Below are 21,643 nucleotides of genomic sequence, written 5' to 3' on the forward strand. Positions count from 1 at the left end.
ATGGTGAGGCGATTAGCATAAAATTTTACCCATCAAAACTTTTCAAACACCCTCTTAGGAAACTATCTCCTAAATCAAGGAATTGATCCTAAAAATATTCATTTGGTTGGTCATAGTTTAGGCGCTCATGTTATTGGTGTAGCTGGTCGTACAATTGCGGAATCATCAGGTCAAAAAATCAAAGAAATTATCGCGCTTGATCCTGCTGGTCCTTCTTTTGATCAGAAATTTCGTGGTTTACAAATTACCGATCTTCGTGACAAACTGGATATTTCTGATGCGGATTCTGTCACGGTTGTTCGTAGCAATTTCACTAATGATAGTGTCCTGCAAAAAGCTACAAGTAGTCTTATTAATCTCGGACACTATGGCACAAGTAAGAACGATTTAGGCCATATAGATGTTGAATTTACATCGGAGATGAATAAATTTTATCTCAAGGATTCTCATGGTGATGCTATTCAATTTTTTGAGCATTTTCTCACCCGCTCTAATGAATATGGTGGAGATATAAAGCTTTTTCAAAAAGATTTGGTAAAAGATTTAAAAGCTGGAACAATTACCGAAACTTTCACTCAGTTTCAAGGCAAGATTGATATTTTGCGAGAGCAGAAAATCGCAGAGGCTAAAAATAAAGGTATTGATGTCGGGGAACGAATTGAAAGTTATTCAGAAAACTTTGCTCTCAATATTCAATACCAAGCAAATAATTTCACTTACCAAAACACAAGCCAGAGCTTTAACTTTACAGTCCAACCAAAACAGAAATCTTTTGAACTTATCCCTCAAGGAATAAAACGAGATCAATTTTTAGAAATTGTTGATTTTGACACTGCTGCATTTAAACTAGAAACTTCATTTGATGCAGGAAAAACCTGGGAAGTGGTTAATCCTTATGATATCAATAGTAAGTTGCAATTCCTATCTGATGATCGACGCTATTTAATCACTCCGCAAACGGAAACAGGAGTTGCTAGTCTCAAATTCAATGGACTTGCAGTTGGTTCTGTTCCTCCTACTTTAGCCATTACCCCTACCAACACCACTCAAACCGAAGGAAATTCGGGCAATAAAGCCTTTACTTTCACAGTTACACGATCGGGTTCAACCACAGGAACAAATGCCGTTAACTGGACTGTCACGGGTACAGGGAATAATCCTGCTAATGCGACAGACTTTGGTGGAACTTTACCATCTGGAATCGTTACCTTTGCTGCGAATGAAACCTCTAAGGTAATTACGGTTAACGTCAGTGGAGATACGACAGTTGAACCGGATGAGAACTTTATTGTCACCCTATCCAGTCCTACTAATGGCGCGACAATTACCACTGCAACGGCTACGGCAATAATTACCAATGATGATGTAGTTCAAACTAGTAATCTAGCGATCGCTCCCACAAGTACCACTCAAACCGAAGGAAATTCGGGCAATAAAGCCTTTACTTTCACAGTCACGCGATCGGGTTCAACCACAGAAACAAATGCTGTTAACTGGACTGTCACAGGTACAGGGACGAATCCTGCTAATGCGACAGACTTTGGTGGAACTTTACCATCTGGAATCGTTACCTTTGCTGCGAATGAAACCTCTAAGGTAATTACGGTTAACGTCAGTGGAGATACGACAGTTGAACCGGATGAGAACTTTATTGTCACCCTATCCAGTCCTACTAATGGCGCGACAATTACCACTGCAACGGCTACGGCAATAATTACCAATGATGATGTAGTTCAAACTAGTAATCTAGCGATCGCTCCCACAAGTACCACTCAAACCGAAGGAAATTCGGGCAATAAAGCCTTTACTTTCACAGTCACGCGATCGGGTTCAACCACAGAAACAAATGCTGTTAACTGGACTGTCACAGGTACAGGGACGAATCCTGCTAATGCGACAGACTTTGGTGGAACTTTACCATCTGGAATCGTTACCTTTGCTGCGAATGAAACCTCTAAGATAATTACGGTTAACGTCAGTGGAGATACGACAGTTGAACCTGATGAGAACTTTATTGTCACTCTGTCCAGTCCTACTAATGGCGCGACAATTACCACTGCAACTGCAACAGGAATCATTCAAAACGATGATCAATACAGTCAACCTATAGCTACTTTAGTCGGCGAGTACAATAACACATCTCGCAATGCTCAAAGTGTACGAGTGGTGGGCAACTACGCTTATATCGCTGATTATGATTCAGGATTGCAAATCATCGACATCAGTAACCCTAAAACCCCTATTCTCAAAGGGAATTATAATACATCTGGTAATGCTTTTGGTGTGCAAGTAGTTGGTAGCTACGCTTATGTTGCTGATGATTTTAAAGGACTGCAAATCATCGATATTAGTAATCCCACAAACCCAATTCTCAAAGGGAATTATGACACATCTGGCTGGGCTTGGAATGTGCAAGTAGTCGGCAACTATGCTTATGTAGCTGACATGGATTCAGGATTGCAAATAATCGACATTAGCAACCCCGCAAACCCAATTCTCAAAGGGAATTACAATACATCTGGCTATGCTTATGGTGTACAAGTAGTTGGCAACTACGCTTATGTTGCTGATGATTCTAAAGGACTGCAAATAATCGACATTAGCAACCCCACAAATCCAATTCTCAAAGGGAATTATGATACATCTGGCTATGCTTATGGTGTACAAGTAGTCGTCAACTACGCTTATGTTGCTGATGATTCTAAAGGACTGCAAATAATTGATATTAGCAACCCCACAAACCCAATTCTCAAAGGGAATTACGATACTTCTGCTTCGGCTTATGGTGTGCAAGTAGTAGACAATTACGCTTATGTTGCTGATGGTGTTTCAGGACTGCAAATAATTGATATTAGCAACCCCACAAACCCAATTCTCAAGGGGAGTTATGACACATCAGGCAGCGCTCAAAGTGTGCAAGTAGTGGGCAACTACGCTTACGTATCTGATTATGCAGGTGGCTTAAAGATTATTGACGTGAGTGAATTTAACAAACCAGACCTTGTCTTTCATGTAATTCAAGTCGATCTCACAAATGCAACTCAAACCGAAGGAAATTCGGGCAATAAAGCCTTTACTTTCACCGTCACGCGATCGGGTTCAACCACAGGAACAAATGCCGTTAACTGGACTGTCACGGGTACAGGGAATAATCCTGCTAATGCGACAGACTTTGGTGGAACTTTACCATCTGGAATCGTTACCTTTGCTGCGAATGAAACCTCTAAGGTAATTACGGTTAACGTCAGTGGGGATACGACAGTTGAACCCGATGAGAATTTTATTGTCACCCTCTCCAATCCTACCAATGGTGTGACAATAACCACTGCAACTGCGACAGGGATAATTCAAAATGATGATGTCGTTCAAACTGTTAATCTAGCGATCGCTCCCACAAGTGCCACTCAAACCGAAGGAAATTCGGGCAATAAAGCCTTTACTTTCACCGTCACGCGCTCTGGTTCAACCACAGGAACAAATGCCGTTAACTGGACTGTCACGGGTACAGGGAATAATCCTGCTAATGCGACAGACTTTGGTGGAACTTTACCATCTGGAATCGTTACCTTTGCTGCGAATGAAACCTCTAAGGTAATTACGGTTAACGTCAGTGGAGATACGACAGTTGAACCGGATGAGAACTTTATTGTCACCCTATCCAGTCCTACTAATGGCGCGACAATTACCACTGCAACGGCTACAGGCATAATTCAAAATGATGATATACCTAATATTGATCTTAATCCTCCTCAATTAACCTACTTCGATGTTATTTCTGATCAAGTTGATATCTCTAACCAATCTCAATCCATTCAAATTAAGTTAGGTTTAAGCGATGATTTCTCTGGAGTAAAATCAGCGGGAATTGTTTTTGTCAGTCCATCTGGAAAACAAAGCATTTCTAATACTATTCAGCCTAATTATGATCGAGTTTCTGGAGATGCTCTAAATGGAGTCTACCAGAAAAATTTAACCTTGCCTCGCTTTGCTGAAGTTGGAACTTGGCGGGTTAGAGATATTTCTCTTTATGACAACGATGATAAAACCCAATATCTGACTTTTGCGGATATAACTAATCCTAGTTTTGATCTAGATTTTGAAGTTACTGGAATTGCAGATGCTGTACCTCCTGAATTATTAAGTATTATCGTTAGTCCTGAGCAAGTTAATACTTCAAATAATAGCGCAAATATTGAGGTAAATGTTCAAATAACTGATAATTTATCTGGGCTACAATATCTTAGTATTGTGTTTGTTAGTCCATCAGGAGAACAAACAATTTATAGTACCATTTGGGCTAATTATGACCGAGTTTCTGGAGATTCTTTGAATGGAGTCTATCGTAAACAACTTTCTTTACCTCAAAATTCAGAAAATGGAAATTGGCAAGTTAGAGATATTTCTCTTTACGATAATGTAGGCAATGATAAGTATTTTACTAGGTCTGAATTAACAAATCCAAATTTTGATCTAAATTTTGTGGTTGGGATTACTCAATCTAGTCCTTTAATAGCCATTACCCCCACAAATGCCATTCAAACCGAAGGAAATTCGGGCAACAAAGCCTTTACTTTCACCGTCACGCGCTCTGGTTCAACTACAGGAACAAATGCCGTTAACTGGACTGTCACGGGTACAGGGACGAATCCTGCCAATGCGACAGACTTTGGTGGAACTTTACCATCAGGAATTGTTAACTTTGCTGCGAATGAAACTTCTAAGGTAATTACGGTTAACGTCAGTGGAGATACGACAGTTGAACCGGATGAGAACTTTATTATCACCCTATCCAATCCTACCAATAATGCAACTCTTACCACTACCTCTGTTACCGGAACTATTACTAATGATGATGTTTTTACCCCAATTGAATCAGCAGGTAACACCAAATTAGTTAAAGATCCAGATAACAAATACTTTACCCAAATCGGCACAAATACCCCAACAGCCATCAAAAACGGTGGACAACAAATCTACCAAGATATCTACGGTTCAGGATGGCAAACTCTAGCCGCAGAAACAGTTAATGGTGATAACCAAGTTCTGTGGAAAAATATTGCTGGAAACTTCTTGACTATCTGGCATTTAGATAGTAACTGGAATTTGGTTTCTGGTGAGGGAAATTGGGGATTAAATTCAGCAGAAGCTTTAACTCAAGAAACTAATTTTGGCATAGATGCTAATGGTGATGGTTTTATAGGCAATACTTACACCGCCATTGAATCAGCAGGTAATACCAAACTAGTCAAAGATTCCACCAACAAATACTTTACCCAAATCGGCACAAATACCCCAACAGCCATCAAAAACGGTGGACAACAAATCTACCAAGATATCTACGGTTCAGGATGGCAAACTCTAGCCGCAGAAACAGTTAATGGTGATAACCAAGTTCTGTGGAAAAATATTGCTGGAAACTTCTTGACTATCTGGCATTTAGATAGTAACTGGAATTTGGTTTCTGGTGAGGGAAATTGGGGATTAAATTCAGCAGAAGCTTTAACTCAAGAAACTAATTTTGGCATAGATGCTAATGGTGATGGTTTTATAGGCAATACTTACACCGCCATTGAATCAGCAGGTAATACCAAACTAGTCAAAGATTCCACCAACAAATACTTTACCCAAATTGGCACAAATACCCCAACAGCCATCAAAAACGGTGGACAACAAATCTACCAAGATATCTACGGTTCAGGATGGCAAACTCTAGCCGCAGAAACAGTTAATGGTGATAACCAAGTTCTGTGGAAAAATATTGCTGGAAACTTCTTGACTATCTGGCATTTAGATAGTAACTGGAATTTGGTTTCTGGTGAGGGAAATTGGGGATTAAATTCAGCAGAAGCTTTAACTCAAGAAACTAATTTTGGCATAGATGCTAATGGTGATGGTAAGATTGGTAATCCTTCTAGTCTGACTTTGACAGGCACTAGTGCTAATGACTTCCTCGTTGGTGGTGCAAATAATGATCTTCTCACTGGTGCAGGTGGTAAAGACACTTTAACTGGTGGTTTAGGTGCTGATAAGTTTGTATACCAAAACCTCTCTGATTCTCTGTTGAGTAATTTTGATGTGATTACTGATTTCAATGCCAATGTGGGTAATGATTTATTCCGTGTTTCTACTGCGCGAGTCGGATTTGTGGATGTGGGAGCAGTTAATACTCTGGATGTCGCAGGTATCGGAGCAAAATTAACGGCGGCAGCCTTTGGTTCAAATTACGCTGCTCAGTTCAGTTTCGGACAAAAAATCTTTGTGGCTATTAATGATGCAACGGCAGGGTTTAATGCTGCTAATGATGCCATTATTGAAGTTACAGGTTTAACCGGAACATTGAATGTCAATCATTTTGTAATTATTTAGATTATACCGCTTTCTTTATAGAGGGCGGGGAAACCCCTACATTAAAACATATCCGCAGGATCAGCAGATTGGAGTTTGCTAGTAGCGATCGCCCCAGAAATAGCACACATAATTATAGTTAAAAGTAGGACTTGTATACCACGAATTATTGTCATATACATGGGTAAATTTGTTGCTGTTCGGGTTAGTTGGTAAAGTCCTAAAGATACAGCTACCCCTGGAAAAAATCCCAAAGCTGCTAAAATTAAAGCTTCTTCAAAAACTATAGTTAGTAAATAATCATGACGATATCCTATGGCTTTGAAAGTTGCATATTCTCGTAAGTGGGCATTAACATCTGTGGAAAGAACTTGATAAACAATAATTACTCCAACTACGAATCCCATTGATACACCAAGGTTGAAAATAAACCCGATGGGAGAGTTACTACTCCAAAAGTTATTTTCAAATTCAATAAATTCTTGATGAGTAAGAACTTTAACATCATCTTTTAAATAAGCTTTTAATTGGGCAACAACTTGATCAGTTTTATAACCCGGTTTGATTTTAACTAAACCGATACTCACACTACTTGTAGGCTGTCTGGCAAAGATTTGGGAGAAGTTATTGGCACTGGTAATCAAGCTCCCATCTGCCGCAAAGGAAGCACCAAGTTTAAATAAGCCACCAATAGTAATTGTATTACCATTAATTTCAGTTGTGACAGTTTTACCTTGTTGAATTTGCTGAATTGCTTGTTGATATTCTCCTCTGGCTGCTCGATCAAATAAGACTGTATTTGGTAATTTAATTTTTTGTAATTGTTGATTAATTTCTGGTAAATCAAAAGCTGGTTGATCTGGATTAATGCCAATAATTAACACTCCTGTTTCTAATCGTGTTTGCGGATTTTTCCAAATAATATGGTTACAATACATAGCTTCAGCCGATTTTACCCCTGGTACATCCATTGCTTGATAAAGTCGTCTACGAGAGAAAATAGACATACTTTGTAAACTACGAGCTTGGGGACTAATGAGAATAATATCAGCTTGTAAACTCCGATGCAATCTAGTATTACTATCATATAAAGCGGTTTGAAAACCTGACTGCATAAACATGAGAACATCGGCAAAGGCAATACCGGATACTGCTACTAATAAACGGCTTTTTTCATGGGTAAGTTGTAACCAACCCAAAGGAGTTCGTCGGCACAATTTTTGAAAAATACTAATCATAGGAAGGAGGAGTCAGGAGTCAGGAGAAATAAGAAAGAAATAAGAAAGAATCATGTTAAGTAATTACCAATCATCAATCACTAAAGACTAATAATTGCCTTAACTTGCATATTGGTAAATTTGGCTGCTTGGTGACTAGAGGCCTTATTTAGTCGGATGTGAACTTTGACAATTCTGTTGTCAATATTACTGGAAGGATCTGTATTGGTGAGGTTTTGTTTTCTTACTTGTAAACCGATTCGTTCTACTTTTCCTTGCAATTCTTGAGAAAAAGTATCGCTAACTATCCGCACTTGTTTTCCTTGCATAATTTTTGTAATATCACTTTCGTAAACTTCAGCAACTACATACATCTGACTGGTTTTACCAATGTCAGCAATGCCATTACTAGAAATTAATTCTCCTGGGTGAGTGTATATTTCAAATACTTGTCCATTTTGGGGAGATTTTACATAAGCTTTTTGAAGATTAATAGTGGCTTTTTTCACTACTGCATCTGCTCGATTTAGTTCGGCTATTGCTGCTTGTACATCTACTTTTCGGACTTCAGAAATCTGGTTGAGGATTGCGGAAGCTTCTTTTATTTTTTGTTGACTACTTAATTGCAGCTTTTTTAACCGTGATTGTGCTGCTTGAAGATTTTTTTTTGCAGTTTCCACATTCAAGTTTTTACTATCTCTTTGAGATGCGGAAATTGCTCCTTCTGTATATAATTCCTGATAACGGTTATTTTCAGTTTCAGCATTGAGTAATTCAGCTTGCAATTTTTCTAAAGTTGCTTTTTGAGTATCAATATCACCTTGACTTTCGGCTACTAATCTGTCAATGATGGCTTTTTGAGCGATAATTTCTCCAGGTTTAGCACCTGCTTGAATTTGGGCAATTTTAGCTTTAATTATGTTTACTTCTGCTTTGGCTTCAGTTAATTCTGCTTGCAAGCGATCGCTATTATCTAAAATAGCAATTACCTGTCCTGTTTTTACCATATCCCCCTCTTTGACTAATATCTTCTCGACTCTACTTCCTTCTCCAGACATCGCTGCTGATAATTTGATCACTTCCCCTTCTGGTTCAATTCTACCCAGTGCGGTGACGGTTTTTATCTCTGGTATGGCGATCGCCGGATTTGCTGGTTTTTGATTATCTATATCCCGAAATTTGAGGACAATAAAAACACTAATACTAGCCACAGATAAAGATGCCAGCATGGCAATAGCGATCGCTAATCGGAGAATAGACTGAGAAGATAATGAACCGTGTAGCTTGTGGTTTTGCACAACTGCATACCTTTTCAGTGCTGTTTCAAAATTAGTTAATAAAAAATATCAGGTAGAAAACAAAATCCTGGAAAATCTCAAAATGTAGTTTCTATACTCAACGACGTAATTTAGTCAAGTTATTGCATTACAAATGACATATCAATTCTAAATTTTTGACAGAAACGAACATTTAGAGATAATATGCCAGAATAGAAAGTCAGATGGTTAATAGATGACAGTTTTGTGAAATTAGTATATTTTAGACAAAATGATTTAATGTAAATTCGCTTTATAACAGGAGTCAGGAGGAAGAATTAGAAGGAGATAAGTACCTGGACATCTGAAAATTGAAAAATTTACCCATAAAAAAAGCGGGCTAACCGCTTATTAGAAGGTTAACCCGTTTCACTTTGGGAACTCGCTAGAGAAATTGTTACTGCAATACCAACACTTCCCTAGTACCCTCCATGACCACCACTAAAGAAAAACTCATTGCGTCAATTGAAAACGCACCAGAACCGATTTTGCAACAAACCCTCGACTATCTCGAATATCTCAAAACCAAAATAAATGCCTCTGCTATTAAATCAAGCAGTATTTCTGTAAAAGATGGAGAACCAATATTACGCGGATCTAAAGCCAAAGATTTGCTACAATTTGCTGGAACTTGGCAAGGTGATGACTTTGAGAACAGCAATTCTCATTTTGAAAAAAATAAGATAAAATTCTCTTAATTTAAGTAGAGAGCTTGTATTAAATTATCATTTTTTAATAAATAGCTTTCTTCTCTTCTTGGAATAAATTGATATTTTTTAACTAGAATTTGCCTTTTTGAATGGGACATATTCTCTGAGAATAAATGAGAAAAAATCCGACCAATCTTTAAACCAAATAAATTTTAAGAGGGTACGCATATCATTAAAGAAAGAAGCCCGAGTTACTAGTAACTCACGAACTTTCTGATAGCTATAATTAACTAAATCTAAAACAGTATGAAATAAAAAAGCTAATAAATTCAAAGACAATAATAACTCGCACAAATGATTTTCTCTATGTCCAAAGTTATGCTCTAAATTATAACCGTAATTTTTAAAGACTTCTTCAAAAGCCATAAAAATAGTATCGGCTGGAACTGGATCTAACAAATTTCTTATTTGAAGCCGAAGGGTTGATTATCACAGGGGATTTTCTCAATTGAAAATAAACTTTCTGCGTTATCTTTTCCTTTATTGCTTGATTTGGGGGGTGGTTTTTCTTCTTCTTTACACCCCCTGAACAAACAGAAAAACTATCTGTTAGTTTCATAAAATCCATCCATTAATTCATCCCTTCTTATCTGCGTTTATCTGCGGTTAATTATTCTTAAAATCTTATCCAACCCTGGATATTGACTGGCTGCACTATTAAGAAATATAAATTAATTGTAGAAAATAGGATAACTTCCTTGTAAATATAGGCTTTTCAGGAATTTATCATTATTTATTAGCCAAGGCTTGACATTATTTATGGTAAATACTACCATAAGTGAAGAGACATTCTTGGTAGGGGCATCTCAGATGACAACTTTCCTAGATATAGACTATGAAAGGAAAAATCCCGAATTAAATCTCAGTTGTGAGGATTACAGCTTACTAACAGACCTTTATCAGCTAACAATGACAGCTTGTTATGTCGGTGAAGGTATAGAACAAAAGCAAGCGAGTTTTGAATTGTTTGTCAGACGCTTACCTGATGGTTTTGGCTATTTAATAGCAATGGGTTTAGCACAAGCTTTGGAATATTTGACTAAATTCCGGTTTAATGACAGTCAAATTGCTGCTTTGCAGTCAACGGGAATTTTTACCCACGCCAATGAGCACTTTTGGCAACTTTTGCGGGAAGGTTGCTTTACCGGAGATGTGTGGGCAGTTGCAGAAGGGACAGCGATATTTGCATATCAACCAATGCTGCGAATAGAAGCACCCTTATGGCAAGCGCAAATAGTAGAAACATATCTTTTAAATACTCTGAATTATCAAACTTTAATTGCCACCAAAGCCGCAAGATTAAGGGATATAGCCGGAGAAAAAGCCACACTTTTAGAATTTGGTACACGCAGGGCTTTTAGTCCCCAAGCCTCTTTATGGGCAGCGCGGGCGGCTTTAGCTGGTGGTTTAGATGCCACTTCCAATGTGTTAGCGGCGCTACAGCTAGGACAAAAACCGAGTGGTACAATGGCACACGCTTTAGTCATGGCTTTATCAGCTTTAGAGGGGAGTGAAGAACAGGCTTTTACGGCATTTCATCAATATTTTCCCGGTGCGCCATTATTAATTGATACTTATGACACAGTGGCAGCGGCGGAGAAATTAGCAGAAAAAGTCAATGCTGGCGAGATGGAATTATCTGGAGTCAGGTTAGATTCTGGGGATTTAGTTAGTTTATCAAAACAAGTGCGATCGCTCTTACCAAATATATCAATCTTCGCCAGTGGCGACTTAGATGAATGGGAAATTAGCCGACTGAAGCAAGAAGGGGCAGAAATTGATAGTTATGGATTAGGAACTAAATTAGTTACAGGTTCACCAGTCAATGGAGTTTATAAACTTGTGGATATTGATGGAATTTCCGTCATGAAAGAATCAAGTGGTAAGTTCACTTATCCAGGTAAAAAACAAATTTTTCGCTCCTTGATAGATGGTAAAATACAGAATGATAGATTGGGCTTAGTGGATGAAATCTATGAAAATGAAAAACCATTATTACAGTTGGTAATGAAAGAGGGTAAACAATTACAAACACCAGAAAATTTAACAATTATTCGTCAACGGACTAAGGCTTCAGTTATGAGTTTACCAGAAGAAACACGAAGATTAGAAAATCCTATTTCTGTTAAAATTGAAATTTCAGAATTATTACAGAGATTGACAGAAAAAACGAAAAGAAAATAAGTTATAAATTACGTACAAATTAAAAATAATGAACCACGAAGGAACGAAGTACACGAAGAAAAGAGAGTTTTAGAGAGATTTTGCGTTAGTGATGTAAATCAAATTAATGGACAAATAGACCTCAAAAATCATGAAGATTGCTTTATTTGGTACAAGTGCAGATCCTCCAACTGCTGGACATTTGATAATTCTCAAATGGTTATCGGAATGTTATGATTGGGTAGCTGTGTGGGCTGCGGATAATCCTTTGAAGTCTCAACAAACGCCTTTACCACATAGGGCAGCAATGTTAGAACTGCTAATTAAAGATATCAATGTTGCTAAACAAAATATTGCTTTAGAGCAAGATTTGAGTAGTTGGAAAACTCTAGAAACTGTGGGCAAAGCAAAACTAAAATGGGGAGAAAATATTGAATATACTTTAGTAATTGGTGCTGATTTAGTCAGTCAATTACCGCGCTGGTATCATGTTGAAGATTTATTACAACAAGTGCAATTACTGGTAATTCCCAGACCAGGATATATAATAGATGATTCTAGTTTAGAGAAAGTTAAACAAATAGGAGGAAAAATTGCCATTGCTAATTTAATCGGTTTAGATGTTTCCTCTACAGCTTTTCGTGAACAAGGAGATATTAATACTCTCACACCTCCCGTCATTGCCTACATTCATCAACAGCATTTGTACGAATGCCAATACGTAACCCAAAAAAGATTTTAACCTCCACAAATCAACAACCTTTAGCTGACTTTAAAGTTGGTGTTGATAATGTGATTTTTTCTGTAGATACTGCCCAAAATCGGTTGTTAGTTCTCTTAGTCATGCGACAGCAAGAACCATTTTTACACTCTTGGAGTCTTCCCGGTACGTTAGTTCGTCAAGGAGAATCCTTAGAAGATGCTGCTTATCGCATTATGGCTGAGAAAATAAAAGTAAACAATCTTTATTTAGAACAACTTTATACTTTTGGTGGTCCAAATCGTGACCCCAGAGAACAAATTGATAGCTATGGAGTCCGTTATTTATCAGTTAGTTATTTTGCCTTAGTCAGATTTGAAGAAGCAGAATTAATTGCTGATAAAGTTGCTGGTATTGCTTGGTATCCTGTCAAACAATTACCACAATTAGCATTTGACCACAATGAGATTATTACCTATGGACATTGCAGATTAAAAAACAAATTAGAATATAGTCCAGTCGCTTTTGAAGTGTTACCAGAAACTTTTACTCTAAACGATTTGTATCAACTATACACTACCGTTTTAGGCGAAAATTTTGCCGATTATTCTAATTTTCGAGCGCGGTTACTGAAATTAGGTTTTTTATCCGATACCAGAATTAAAGTATCAAGAGGTGCAGGTCGTCCCGCGAGTTTGTATAAGTTTGATAAGGAAGCATTTGCACCGTTTAAGGATAAACCTTTGGTGTTTATTTAAGGAATAATAATTAAACGCAGATGAACGCAAATAGACGCAGATAAATTATGAAAATCGCTATCGCTCAAATTAATCCTATTATTGGTGATTTATCTGGAAATGCTCAAAAAATTCTGGAAATGTCACAAGAAGCAGTATCAACGGGTGTGCGTTTATTATTAACACCTGAATTATCTATTTGTGGTTATCCACCCAGGGATTTATTATTAAATCCTAGTTTTGTGGAAGCAATGGATAAGACATTGCAAAAATTAGCTGAAGATTTACCAATAAATTTAGCTGTATTGGTGGGAACTGTGGTTAAAAATTCCCAAGCACACATTACTGGAGAAAAAAATTTATTTAATAGCATTGCTTTATTAGAAAATGGAAAAGTTAAACAATTTTTTCATAAAAGGCTATTACCGACTTACGATGTTTTTGATGAAAAACGCTATTTTGAACCAGGACTACAAGCCAATTATTTTAAATTAGATGATCTCAATATTGGTGTGACAATTTGTGAAGATTTATGGAATGATGAAGAATTTTGGGGTAAACGGAGTTACGCAGTTAATCCGATTGCTGATTTAGGAAATTTAGGAGTTGATTTAATTGTTAATTTATCTGCTTCACCCTATACAGTTGGGAAACAACATCTGCGAGAAGCAATGTTAAAACATAGTGCAGTTAATTTTCAACAACCAATTATTTATACTAACCAAGTTGGCGGAAATGATGATTTGGTTTTTGATGGCCGCAGTTTTGCTTTAAATAAACAAGGAGAAATTGTTGGTCGTGCTAAGGGTTTTGTATCTGATTTTTTAACCGTTGAATTTAATAGCAATGAACAAGATTTAGAATTAGGTGATATTTCTCCAGTTGCTGAATCTGAAGACGAGGAAATTTGGAATGCTTTGGTTTTGGGAGTCAAAGATTATGTGGGTAAATGTCGTTTTTCTAAAGTGTTGTTAGGTTTAAGTGGGGGAGTTGATTCGGCTTTAGTTGCGGCTATTGCTACTGCGGCATTAGGGAAAGAAAATGTGATTGGTGTGTTAATGCCTTCTCCCTATAGTTCTGAACATTCTATTAGTGATGCTTTAGCATTAGCAGCAAATTTAGATATTCAAACCCAGATTTTACCCATTGGGGAATTAATGGAAAGTTTTGATAAATCCCTAGATGAGTTATTTGCGGGAACTGAATTTGGGATTGCGGAAGAAAATCTTCAATCTCGCATTCGTGGTAATTTATTAATGGCAATTTCTAATAAATTTGGCTATTTGCTTTTATCTACTGGCAATAAATCGGAAGTTGCTGTTGGTTATTGCACTCTTTATGGTGATATGAATGGCGGTTTATCAGTCATTGCTGACGTTCCTAAAACCCGCGTTTATTCAATCTGCAAATGGTTAAATTCTCATCAACAAAAAGAAGTTATTCCTGAAAATATTCTCACCAAAGCACCAAGCGCAGAACTCAAACCGGGTCAAGTTGATCAAGATTCTCTTCCACCTTACGAAATTTTAGATGATATTCTTGACCGTTTGATTCATCAACATCAATCAGCAGCAGAAATTATTAGCGCAGGTCATGAACCGCCAATTGTGGATAGGGTATTACAATTATTATCTCGTGCAGAATTTAAACGGCGACAAGCTGCACCGGGATTAAAAATCACTGACCGCGCTTTTGGGACTGGTTGGAGAATGCCTATTGCTAGTAGTTGGTCAGCGTTGAGAAATTTTGATTGATTCTTAAATTTTTCTGGAGGTTATGGAGAATTAGTTAGACAATTTTAGCCAAGTTTCTAAATCTGTAACTGAAGTAAAATCTAACAAAGCTTCTCCTAATTCTTCCAGTTTCTCCACAGGTAATTCTTGAACTTTTTGAATTAATAATGAATCAATTTCCCCAATTCGGCGATTTAATTGACGGATAATTAGACGTTGTTCTCCTTCTTGTTTAGCCAGTTCTCTGTCTTGTTGGTAAAGTGGTGCTAATCGCATAATCAACTCCTGATCTTCTGTTTGTGAACTTTGATTGATTTTTAAGTTTTTCTGGAGGTTGTAGAGTAGTTCTAAGGTGATTTTGACGTAAGGTTGATTTAATGGTAACGCAGCTAATTCGTCAATGGCTTGTTTTTGGACTGTACCTCTACCTAAAAGTCTTAACCACAGTGTTTCTTGAGTTTGTGGGAGTTGATGAATAACGACAATTGCGGCGTGTAATGATGTTGGTAAATGGTATATTCCGTGTAAGGAATCTGGTTTTGTTGTGCCACTAAATCCTGAGATGATGTTTCTTGAGGCTGTGGGGGTGAGAATCCATAATCTGGGAATCTCGATTTTTGTTTTGGTGGTTTGTTCGCGTTTGGCTGCTCGTCGTAATGCACCTCTGACTTCTAATGATTTTAACAGACAATCACAGATTTCTTCTGTTGATGCTGGATTGCGAAATGGTTCAAATATGGCTGGTGTTGTGGCTAATTTACCCAATAATCCTAATAGTTCTACGTTGGTTGTTTGATTGGGAAATGGTGTAAATAATACATCTATTTCTCGGATTTCTCCAGCTACTTGACTGGCTGCTTGCACTTCTCCGAATGGTTTGAGTAGTTCTTCTAGATAATCTTTGGCAAATTGGTCATGTATAAAGCGGGTCATTTTCGAGTTTACTTTAGAGATATCATAAGATGCTACCAGATACCCGACTTCTAAAAAAAGTCTGCCTTCCATAATAGTAGAGGCAGAGCCTCTATGAGAGCATTCCTAGTCAGAGACTGGGAACGAGATAAACGAGATAAAGGAGGTTTTAATATTTCATTGCCTCTGCAACCTCTTGGCAAATTTTCACCCAAGCTTGGTTACGTTGTGCCTTTTCTAGACCGTCGAGGGGTTGATTTGGAGGGTGTGCAGCTTGGTAGTCGTTGATAGGGGTTACTTTGTATCCACTTGCACTAATTGGAATCCAGAAAATTGTTAATCCCTCTTTTTCGGCTGCTTTGAGTAAGGGTGGTAACTCTTCTTTGTAGATGAAATCAGAGGCTAGAAAGTCAGGGCTAACTAGCAGGATAGCAACCTTAGCTGTGGCTAGTGCTTTGTCAATTTCGGCTTTCCATTTTGCACCAGGTTTGATTTTGGTGTCATCCCAAAGGCTCAAACTTTCTGCGCGAATATAGGGTGTTAGTTGTGTTTGCAGTGCTGTTAACCATTCTGCATCTTGATGACTGTAGCTAACAAATATTTGGTTTCTGATACTTTCTGACATAGTCGGTTTCTGAATGAGGGTTGCTTTAATAATTTCTTTTTCTGTATTTTTGTCTATTTCTTGTCTTTGTCGAGTTCTTATATTTATATCTTCATAGCCATCTAAAAGTTGACGCAAATCGAGTTTTAGCTTGAGTTCACCAATAACTTTATAGATTTCTCCCATGTCTTCGAGTCCGAGTAGTTCTGAGTATTTGAGTGGATCATGTTTGGGATAACCAGGGACGGGAACCCATTCGGTGATTTCGAGATTGGGGAGGGTATTGTGGATTTTTTGGAAGTCATTGCGGAGAATACCAAGAAATAAGCGGCGGGTTTCTTTACGTCCGCTAATGGTGATAAAGATTTTTTTGTCTTCGGGGTCGGATTTGATGCGAGCAATGTTGTAGATTTCCTTGTTTTCTTGATATTGCAACATTACACCACTGCGCCAATAGATTTGGTTATAGATTTTGTCGTGGGTATTGACAATAAAGCGAGAGATGATACTTTCGGGGAGAACTTTGTAATGATATTGAAATTCTAGGGTTTCCCCTTCTAGTTCTGTTTCCTCTGGTTGGTCCTTGGGTAGAAGTCCCGCAATTAGAAATTTTGGTGGGTGACATTCCAGTGCAAAACAAAGTTCAAATTCTTTCATCAGTCCGATCAGATAGCCATGACGCTGGGTGGGATATCGCTCTGGATTGAGGATGCGGGTGAGATCGGCGGGGGTAAAAATGCCTTTAGCTTTAGTTTTGAGGGTTTCATCGCTCAACAGGGCATAAATGCCTTCTGTCACCCAGTTAGGTTTGAGGACGTTGGTATCTTTGAGGATGGGATGTTCACGGAAGTTGAGAACTAAGCCGAGTCTATGCAGGAGGTCAATAAGTTGATCTTGGTTTTGTTCTTCGGGAATTTTGTTTTGATAGCAGATGCCAATATAGTTGCTGTAGCTGATGAAGTCTTCATTCATGGATTCGAGTTGTTGTTTAACTTCAAACCATGAGAGGGGTAGAAGGTCATAGACTTCTTTGAGTTTGGCGATTTGCTGGAAAATGGCCGTGCGAAGTTCATCAATGCCGATATTATCTTGGCAGGAAGTTTCAATAATGGCTTGAATATTGGGATATTTTTCCCGTAATGCCTTGCGATTGATGTCCAGGGGTTGTTCGTCTTTTTTGTTGCCAACGATAATCACGGGGGACTGGCCGCCAAAGCTTTCGATTAGTTTCAGCCAATATTCGATGCGGTTTTGTTCTTCGCTGGTACGACAATCACAAACGAGGAGATAGAGGCTACGCTTGGTCAGAAAAAACTGATGGGTGGCATGATAAATTTCCTGTCCGCCAAAATCCCAAACATTCAGGCGGATGTCTTTGCTATTTACCTGCACGTTCCAAGTTTCTACATTGAGTCCGTGGGTTTGGGATTGATTTTTGTCATATTTATCGCGGATTAGTCGCTCGATGAGGGATGTTTTGCCGACGCTACCTTGTCCGATGAGTAAGAATTTGGCTTCATGTAATGGCCGAGTTTCACTTGTGCTAATTTGCCTCAAGTAATTAAAAATCTCTTTTATATCTTTTGAATTAAGAATTTCTAATGGAATATTGGTAATTGAATTGTAATCAAGGTTAAAGGTAGTCAGATTGGTTAATTTGGCGATCGCCTCTGGTATCTCGGTTATTTTGTTGTCTTGTAGGAAAAGCACTGTGAGATTGATTAATTTTGCTATCTCCTCTGGTATCTCCGTTATCTTATTGAAATTGAGGTAAAGGTGGGTGAGATTGGTTAATTTGGCGATCGCCTCTGGTATCTCCGTTATTTGGTTTTCCATGAGGTCAAGCACTGTGAGATTGGTTAATTTGGCGATCGCCTCTGGTATCTCCGTTATTTGGTTTTCCATGAGGTCAAGCACTGTGAGATTGGTTAATTTGGCGATCGCCTCTGGTATCTCCGTTATTTGGTTTTCCATGAGGTCAAGCACTGTGAGATTGGTTAATTTGGCGATCGCCTCTGGTATCTCCGTTATTTGGTTTTCCATGAGGTCAAGCACTGTGAGATTGGTTAATTTGGCGATCGCCTTTGGTATCTCAGTTATTTTGTTGGAACTGAGGTTAAGATGAGTGAGATTGGTTAATTTAGCGATCGCCTCTGGTATCTCGGTTATTTGGTTGTTAAAGAGGTAAAGCTGGGTGAGATTGGTTAATTTGGCGATCGCCTCTGGTATCTCGGTTATTTGGTTGAAACCGAGGTGAAGCTGGGTGAGATTGGTTAATTTAGCGATCGCCTCTGGTATCTCGGTTATTCGGTTGAATCTGAGGTAAAGCTGGGTGAGATTGGTTAATTTGGCGATCGCCTCTGGTATCTCGGTCAAATTTTTCCCCGACAAGTCTAACTCTTCCCAACCCTCAGCCGCACAGCGATCTATCAGTACCAACAACTCATCCTGCGTCATAATTCCAAGGTCAAGGGTAAGAGAAAAGAAGATTAATAAGAATTATTTTATACTGATTGGGGCAAATTATTGTCTGAATCAGGATGTCCAGGATTAAAGGATGAACAGGATGAAAATAGGGATTTTATTGCCTATTACCAGAAATAGCCAAAATATCTAAAATAGTCATTCTATGCAAATCTATACTCTTACAGATGCGCTTAATATATGATTTCAAAACAACTAATCCCGTAAGGGGGACTGAAACTACCGTTTAGAAGCCTGTAAACCTTTAGTAGATAGTTTCAAAACATGGAAATACTAAATTAAGCTACAATTTTGACTGATTTGATGCCTTTGCTACACCACTGAATTAGTAGCCAACGGTCAGAATCTTTGTCTAGAGCAGGTTTAAGCCGAAAAGCAAAAAATTCTTCCCAAGCTTCTACACCATGTTTTGTAACAAATTGTTTCTCAACTTCTTTAAATCTTTCCCAATTACGTTCTGCTATAGCAGTCAGCATGGGGATTAATTCAGTGATAGATATAGAAAGTGTTGCTTCACTCATTTGGGTATCCCTCGAAAATACAAATTATTGGTAAAACTTCGGCTTCGGTATCAATGACTTCGATTAATCGGAGTCCCCGTTTTTTCCCTATCTTTTTGCAGTGTTCCTCAGATGCTGTTGGTAGCCAGTATCTTGACTCTTTTACAGGGTCAAACTTCCGTGTGGAGCGTTTAATATTATCCTCTTTCATGCTGATTTTTGCTGACTGGCTTGTTTGTTTTGAAAGATAGCAAAGCGCTCCCCCGGAATTGCACTAACTGGTTTTTTCGCCTTGGCTATCTTCTTTAACCCAATTACCTATAGCTATTTCTACAGCTTCACTTTGTTTAATATCTCTATAAAAACAAGCGGTTTTAAATTGCTTGTAAAGCTCTAGTGGAATATGACCGCTAATCTGTTTGTAATTGGGATCACGTCTTTTATCCATATCAATATCAAAAGGTAAATATATAGAAGATTTTACTCTATTTTTCGTGTTCACCATTTTGCGTGCTGACATTTTGGCGTGACAACATTACGTTAACAACAGATGAGTAAATCAGTCAAGTATCAGTTTTAAAATATTTATGCTAAAATATAGTCAAAATGTCTAAAATAGTCATTCTATGCAAACCTATAGTCTTACAGATGCGCGAAATAAACATGGTGAGGTTTTTGACAAAGCCGCTATTGAACCAGTATTACTAACCAAGCAATCACGTCCTAGTCATGTAATTATTTCCGCAGATAGCTACCAAAAATTAATTAATAGATTGCAAGAATTAGAAGATATGCAGTTAGTTCAAAATGCTGAAACTGCTTTGAGTCAATCAAAAATGGTGGGTACAGAGGCTTTTACATCTGCATTGGAGCATTTAGCTAATGGCTAAAGTTGTAAATTAATAATGAAAGTTGCTAGTTAAATATATTGTCAGAATCAGGATGTCCAGGATTAAAGGATGAACAGGATGAAAACAGGGATTTTATCATCAATTACCTATTACCAATTATCCATTGGTTACTGAGCGAAGTCGAAGTACCAGCCTTAACTAAATAACTAGCAACTTGAATTAATAAAACTATTGCTGCTGTAACCAACCTTCCAAATCTGCTACAGTTGCAAAATCCAACAGCATATCACATAAATCTTCAATTTGTACTAATGATAACCGCTGTACCTGTGACAATAACTCATCAGGAATATTACCCAAACGCCGTTTTAACTGTTTGAGAACAATAGATAAAGCTTCTTCCCCTCTACCTTCTTCTTTCGCTTCCTGTATAGCTCTTGGCTCTTCTAAATCTAATCCCAACATGGTTATAATCTCCTTGCGACTAAATTTTTTAAACTTGTAAACAATAATCGTCGTAATTAAATCTATTATCGCTGCTTCCGACTGTTTCCGCGCCTCAGCTAACAAAAACTTTGCTGTTTCTATTGCTTCAGTATCTTCTTTAATTGTCAGCAACATTAAACCTAATCCTAACGGTTGCTGCTGTACATCCCCCAATTCATCTAAATATACCCGACGAACTTGATCACCTGCCAACAAAGACCGATGAATTTTTAAATTTGATGGTTCTAAACTCCGTGAACCAAAAATTATCACACCATACCAATCATCATAACGAATAGAATGGCGATGGAGAAACAGCGATAATTCTGAAAAGAAGCGAAAATATAAATTTTCATCTTTTGTGAAATTGCACTTCTGCAAAAAATACCACTTGAGAAACCGCATTAGCTGGAGGTAGAAACACCCCATCAATTCGGAAAGCCGTTTCTTTGACTTCCACCGATTCAAATTGATAACTGTCGGCTTCTGCTGGTGGTTCATCTACTAATTCAAACAACAAACTAGGAAATTGTTTGAACAATTTATAAAAAATAGAATCCCGTCGCATTATTAAGGAAAATTATCTTGTCTTTATTGATTACTTCTACATAATAAATGATCAAGGTGTATTTTTTCCAGACGACGGGAAAATTATCTTAAATCTACGTAATAATCAGGTTTTTTATTGGGGATTTTTGTAATAAAATGATGGTGTAAGTTTATAAGTAAAGTTGTTGAGTTAAAAATATGGAATATCCTTGGCAACAGCTAAAAAAGGGAGAAATTGATTGTCAACAGGCGCTCAATCTGTTAATAGATGAGCGAGGTACGTAACTGTTCACACTCCCCCACTAAAAAGGAATTAGGAAGTAACAGGGATAGGAG

The 21,643-nt window shown here is 37.8% G+C and carries 14 protein-coding genes and 2 pseudogenes; 7 read left to right on the forward strand and 9 right to left on the reverse strand.

The features are described from left to right. Positions 1-81: 81 nt before the first annotated feature. On the forward strand, positions 82-6,366 hold the full coding sequence (locus tag FJR05_RS27270; RefSeq protein WP_371416874.1) for a Calx-beta domain-containing protein: 6,285 nt from the start codon (positions 82-84) through the stop codon (positions 6,364-6,366). Between the two features lie 41 nt (positions 6,367-6,407). Here FJR05_RS27270 and devC read toward each other — a convergent pair whose 3' ends face one another. Both devC and FJR05_RS10845 read right to left on the reverse strand, forming a co-directional pair. After that, a complete protein-coding gene (gene devC / locus FJR05_RS10840; RefSeq protein WP_174783664.1) occupies positions 6,408-7,583 on the reverse strand; it encodes an ABC transporter permease DevC in 1,176 nt (391 codons plus the stop codon). Between the two features lie 80 nt (positions 7,584-7,663). Then, positions 7,664-8,860 (reverse strand): ABC exporter membrane fusion protein, encoded by a 1,197-nt coding sequence (locus FJR05_RS10845; protein ID WP_168644102.1) that lies wholly within the window; start codon positions 8,858-8,860, stop codon positions 7,664-7,666. A 449-nt stretch (positions 8,861-9,309) separates the two neighbouring features. Here FJR05_RS10845 and FJR05_RS10850 point away from each other — a divergent pair, with 449 nt between their 5' ends. Beyond that, positions 9,310-9,576, forward strand: a complete 267-nt coding sequence (locus FJR05_RS10850; protein ID WP_168644103.1) for a hypothetical protein — start codon at positions 9,310-9,312, stop codon at positions 9,574-9,576. A gap of 164 nt (positions 9,577-9,740) precedes the next feature. On the opposite strand, the pseudogene FJR05_RS10855 reads toward FJR05_RS10850, so the two are convergent. Beyond that, positions 9,741-9,939 (reverse strand): annotated as a pseudogene (locus FJR05_RS10855) (ISNCY family transposase); the annotation flags it as partial. 459 nt (positions 9,940-10,398) lie between these two features. Here FJR05_RS10855 and FJR05_RS10860 point away from each other — a divergent pair. The 4 genes from FJR05_RS10860 (at position 10,399) to FJR05_RS10875 (ending at position 14,942) form a co-directional block, all read left to right on the forward strand. Continuing rightward, entirely contained in the window at positions 10,399-11,772 is a 1,374-nt protein-coding gene (locus FJR05_RS10860) for a nicotinate phosphoribosyltransferase (protein ID WP_168644112.1), read from the forward strand. Positions 11,773-11,902: 130 nt separating this feature from the next. Continuing rightward, the gene (locus tag FJR05_RS10865; RefSeq protein ID WP_168644104.1) at positions 11,903-12,493 is read left to right on the forward strand and encodes a nicotinate-nucleotide adenylyltransferase; all 591 of its coding nucleotides are present in this window, start codon (positions 11,903-11,905) and stop codon (positions 12,491-12,493) included. Continuing rightward, positions 12,463-13,209, forward strand: a complete 747-nt coding sequence (locus FJR05_RS10870) for an NUDIX domain-containing protein (RefSeq protein WP_168644105.1) — start codon at positions 12,463-12,465, stop codon at positions 13,207-13,209. The genes FJR05_RS10865 and FJR05_RS10870 overlap by 31 nt, the downstream gene beginning before the upstream one ends. Before the next feature lie 47 nt (positions 13,210-13,256). Beyond that, a complete protein-coding gene (locus FJR05_RS10875; RefSeq protein WP_168644106.1) occupies positions 13,257-14,942 on the forward strand; it encodes an NAD+ synthase in 1,686 nt (561 codons plus the stop codon). Between the two features lie 30 nt (positions 14,943-14,972). On the opposite strand, the gene FJR05_RS10880 is transcribed toward FJR05_RS10875, so the two are convergent. From FJR05_RS10880 to FJR05_RS10900, 5 genes are all read right to left on the reverse strand, one after another. Further along, positions 14,973-15,854: a DUF4351 domain-containing protein gene (locus FJR05_RS10880; protein ID WP_168644107.1), complete on the reverse strand. Its 882-nt coding sequence runs from the start codon at positions 15,852-15,854 to the stop codon at positions 14,973-14,975. Positions 15,855-16,002: 148 nt separating this feature from the next. Then, a complete protein-coding gene (locus FJR05_RS10885; RefSeq protein ID WP_168644108.1) occupies positions 16,003-18,894 on the reverse strand; it encodes a COR domain-containing protein in 2,892 nt (963 codons plus the stop codon). Positions 18,895-19,199: 305 nt separating this feature from the next. Beyond that, on the reverse strand, positions 19,200-19,442 hold the full coding sequence (locus FJR05_RS10890) for a hypothetical protein (protein ID WP_027404046.1): 243 nt from the start codon (positions 19,440-19,442) through the stop codon (positions 19,200-19,202). Continuing rightward, positions 19,435-19,632 carry a hypothetical protein gene (locus tag FJR05_RS10895; protein WP_168644109.1) on the reverse strand — a complete coding sequence of 66 codons (198 nt, stop codon included), beginning with the start codon at positions 19,630-19,632 and terminating at the stop codon, positions 19,435-19,437. The genes FJR05_RS10890 and FJR05_RS10895 overlap by 8 nt, the downstream gene beginning before the upstream one ends. A 63-nt stretch (positions 19,633-19,695) precedes the next feature. Further along, positions 19,696-19,926, reverse strand: a complete 231-nt coding sequence (locus FJR05_RS10900) for a hypothetical protein (protein WP_168644110.1) — start codon at positions 19,924-19,926, stop codon at positions 19,696-19,698. 121 nt (positions 19,927-20,047) lie between these two features. Here FJR05_RS10900 and FJR05_RS10905 point away from each other — a divergent pair, with 121 nt between their 5' ends. Then, entirely contained in the window at positions 20,048-20,311 is a 264-nt protein-coding gene (locus tag FJR05_RS10905) for a type II toxin-antitoxin system Phd/YefM family antitoxin (RefSeq protein ID WP_168644111.1), read from the forward strand. Between the two features lie 189 nt (positions 20,312-20,500). Here FJR05_RS10905 and FJR05_RS10910 read toward each other — a convergent pair. Continuing rightward, positions 20,501-21,326, reverse strand: a pseudogene (locus FJR05_RS10910) (Rpn family recombination-promoting nuclease/putative transposase). Positions 21,327-21,643 lie beyond the last annotated feature (317 nt).

This window comes from Dolichospermum sp. UHCC 0259 (genome assembly GCF_009711935.1).
Lineage (GTDB): Bacteria > Cyanobacteriota > Cyanobacteriia > Cyanobacteriales > Nostocaceae > Dolichospermum.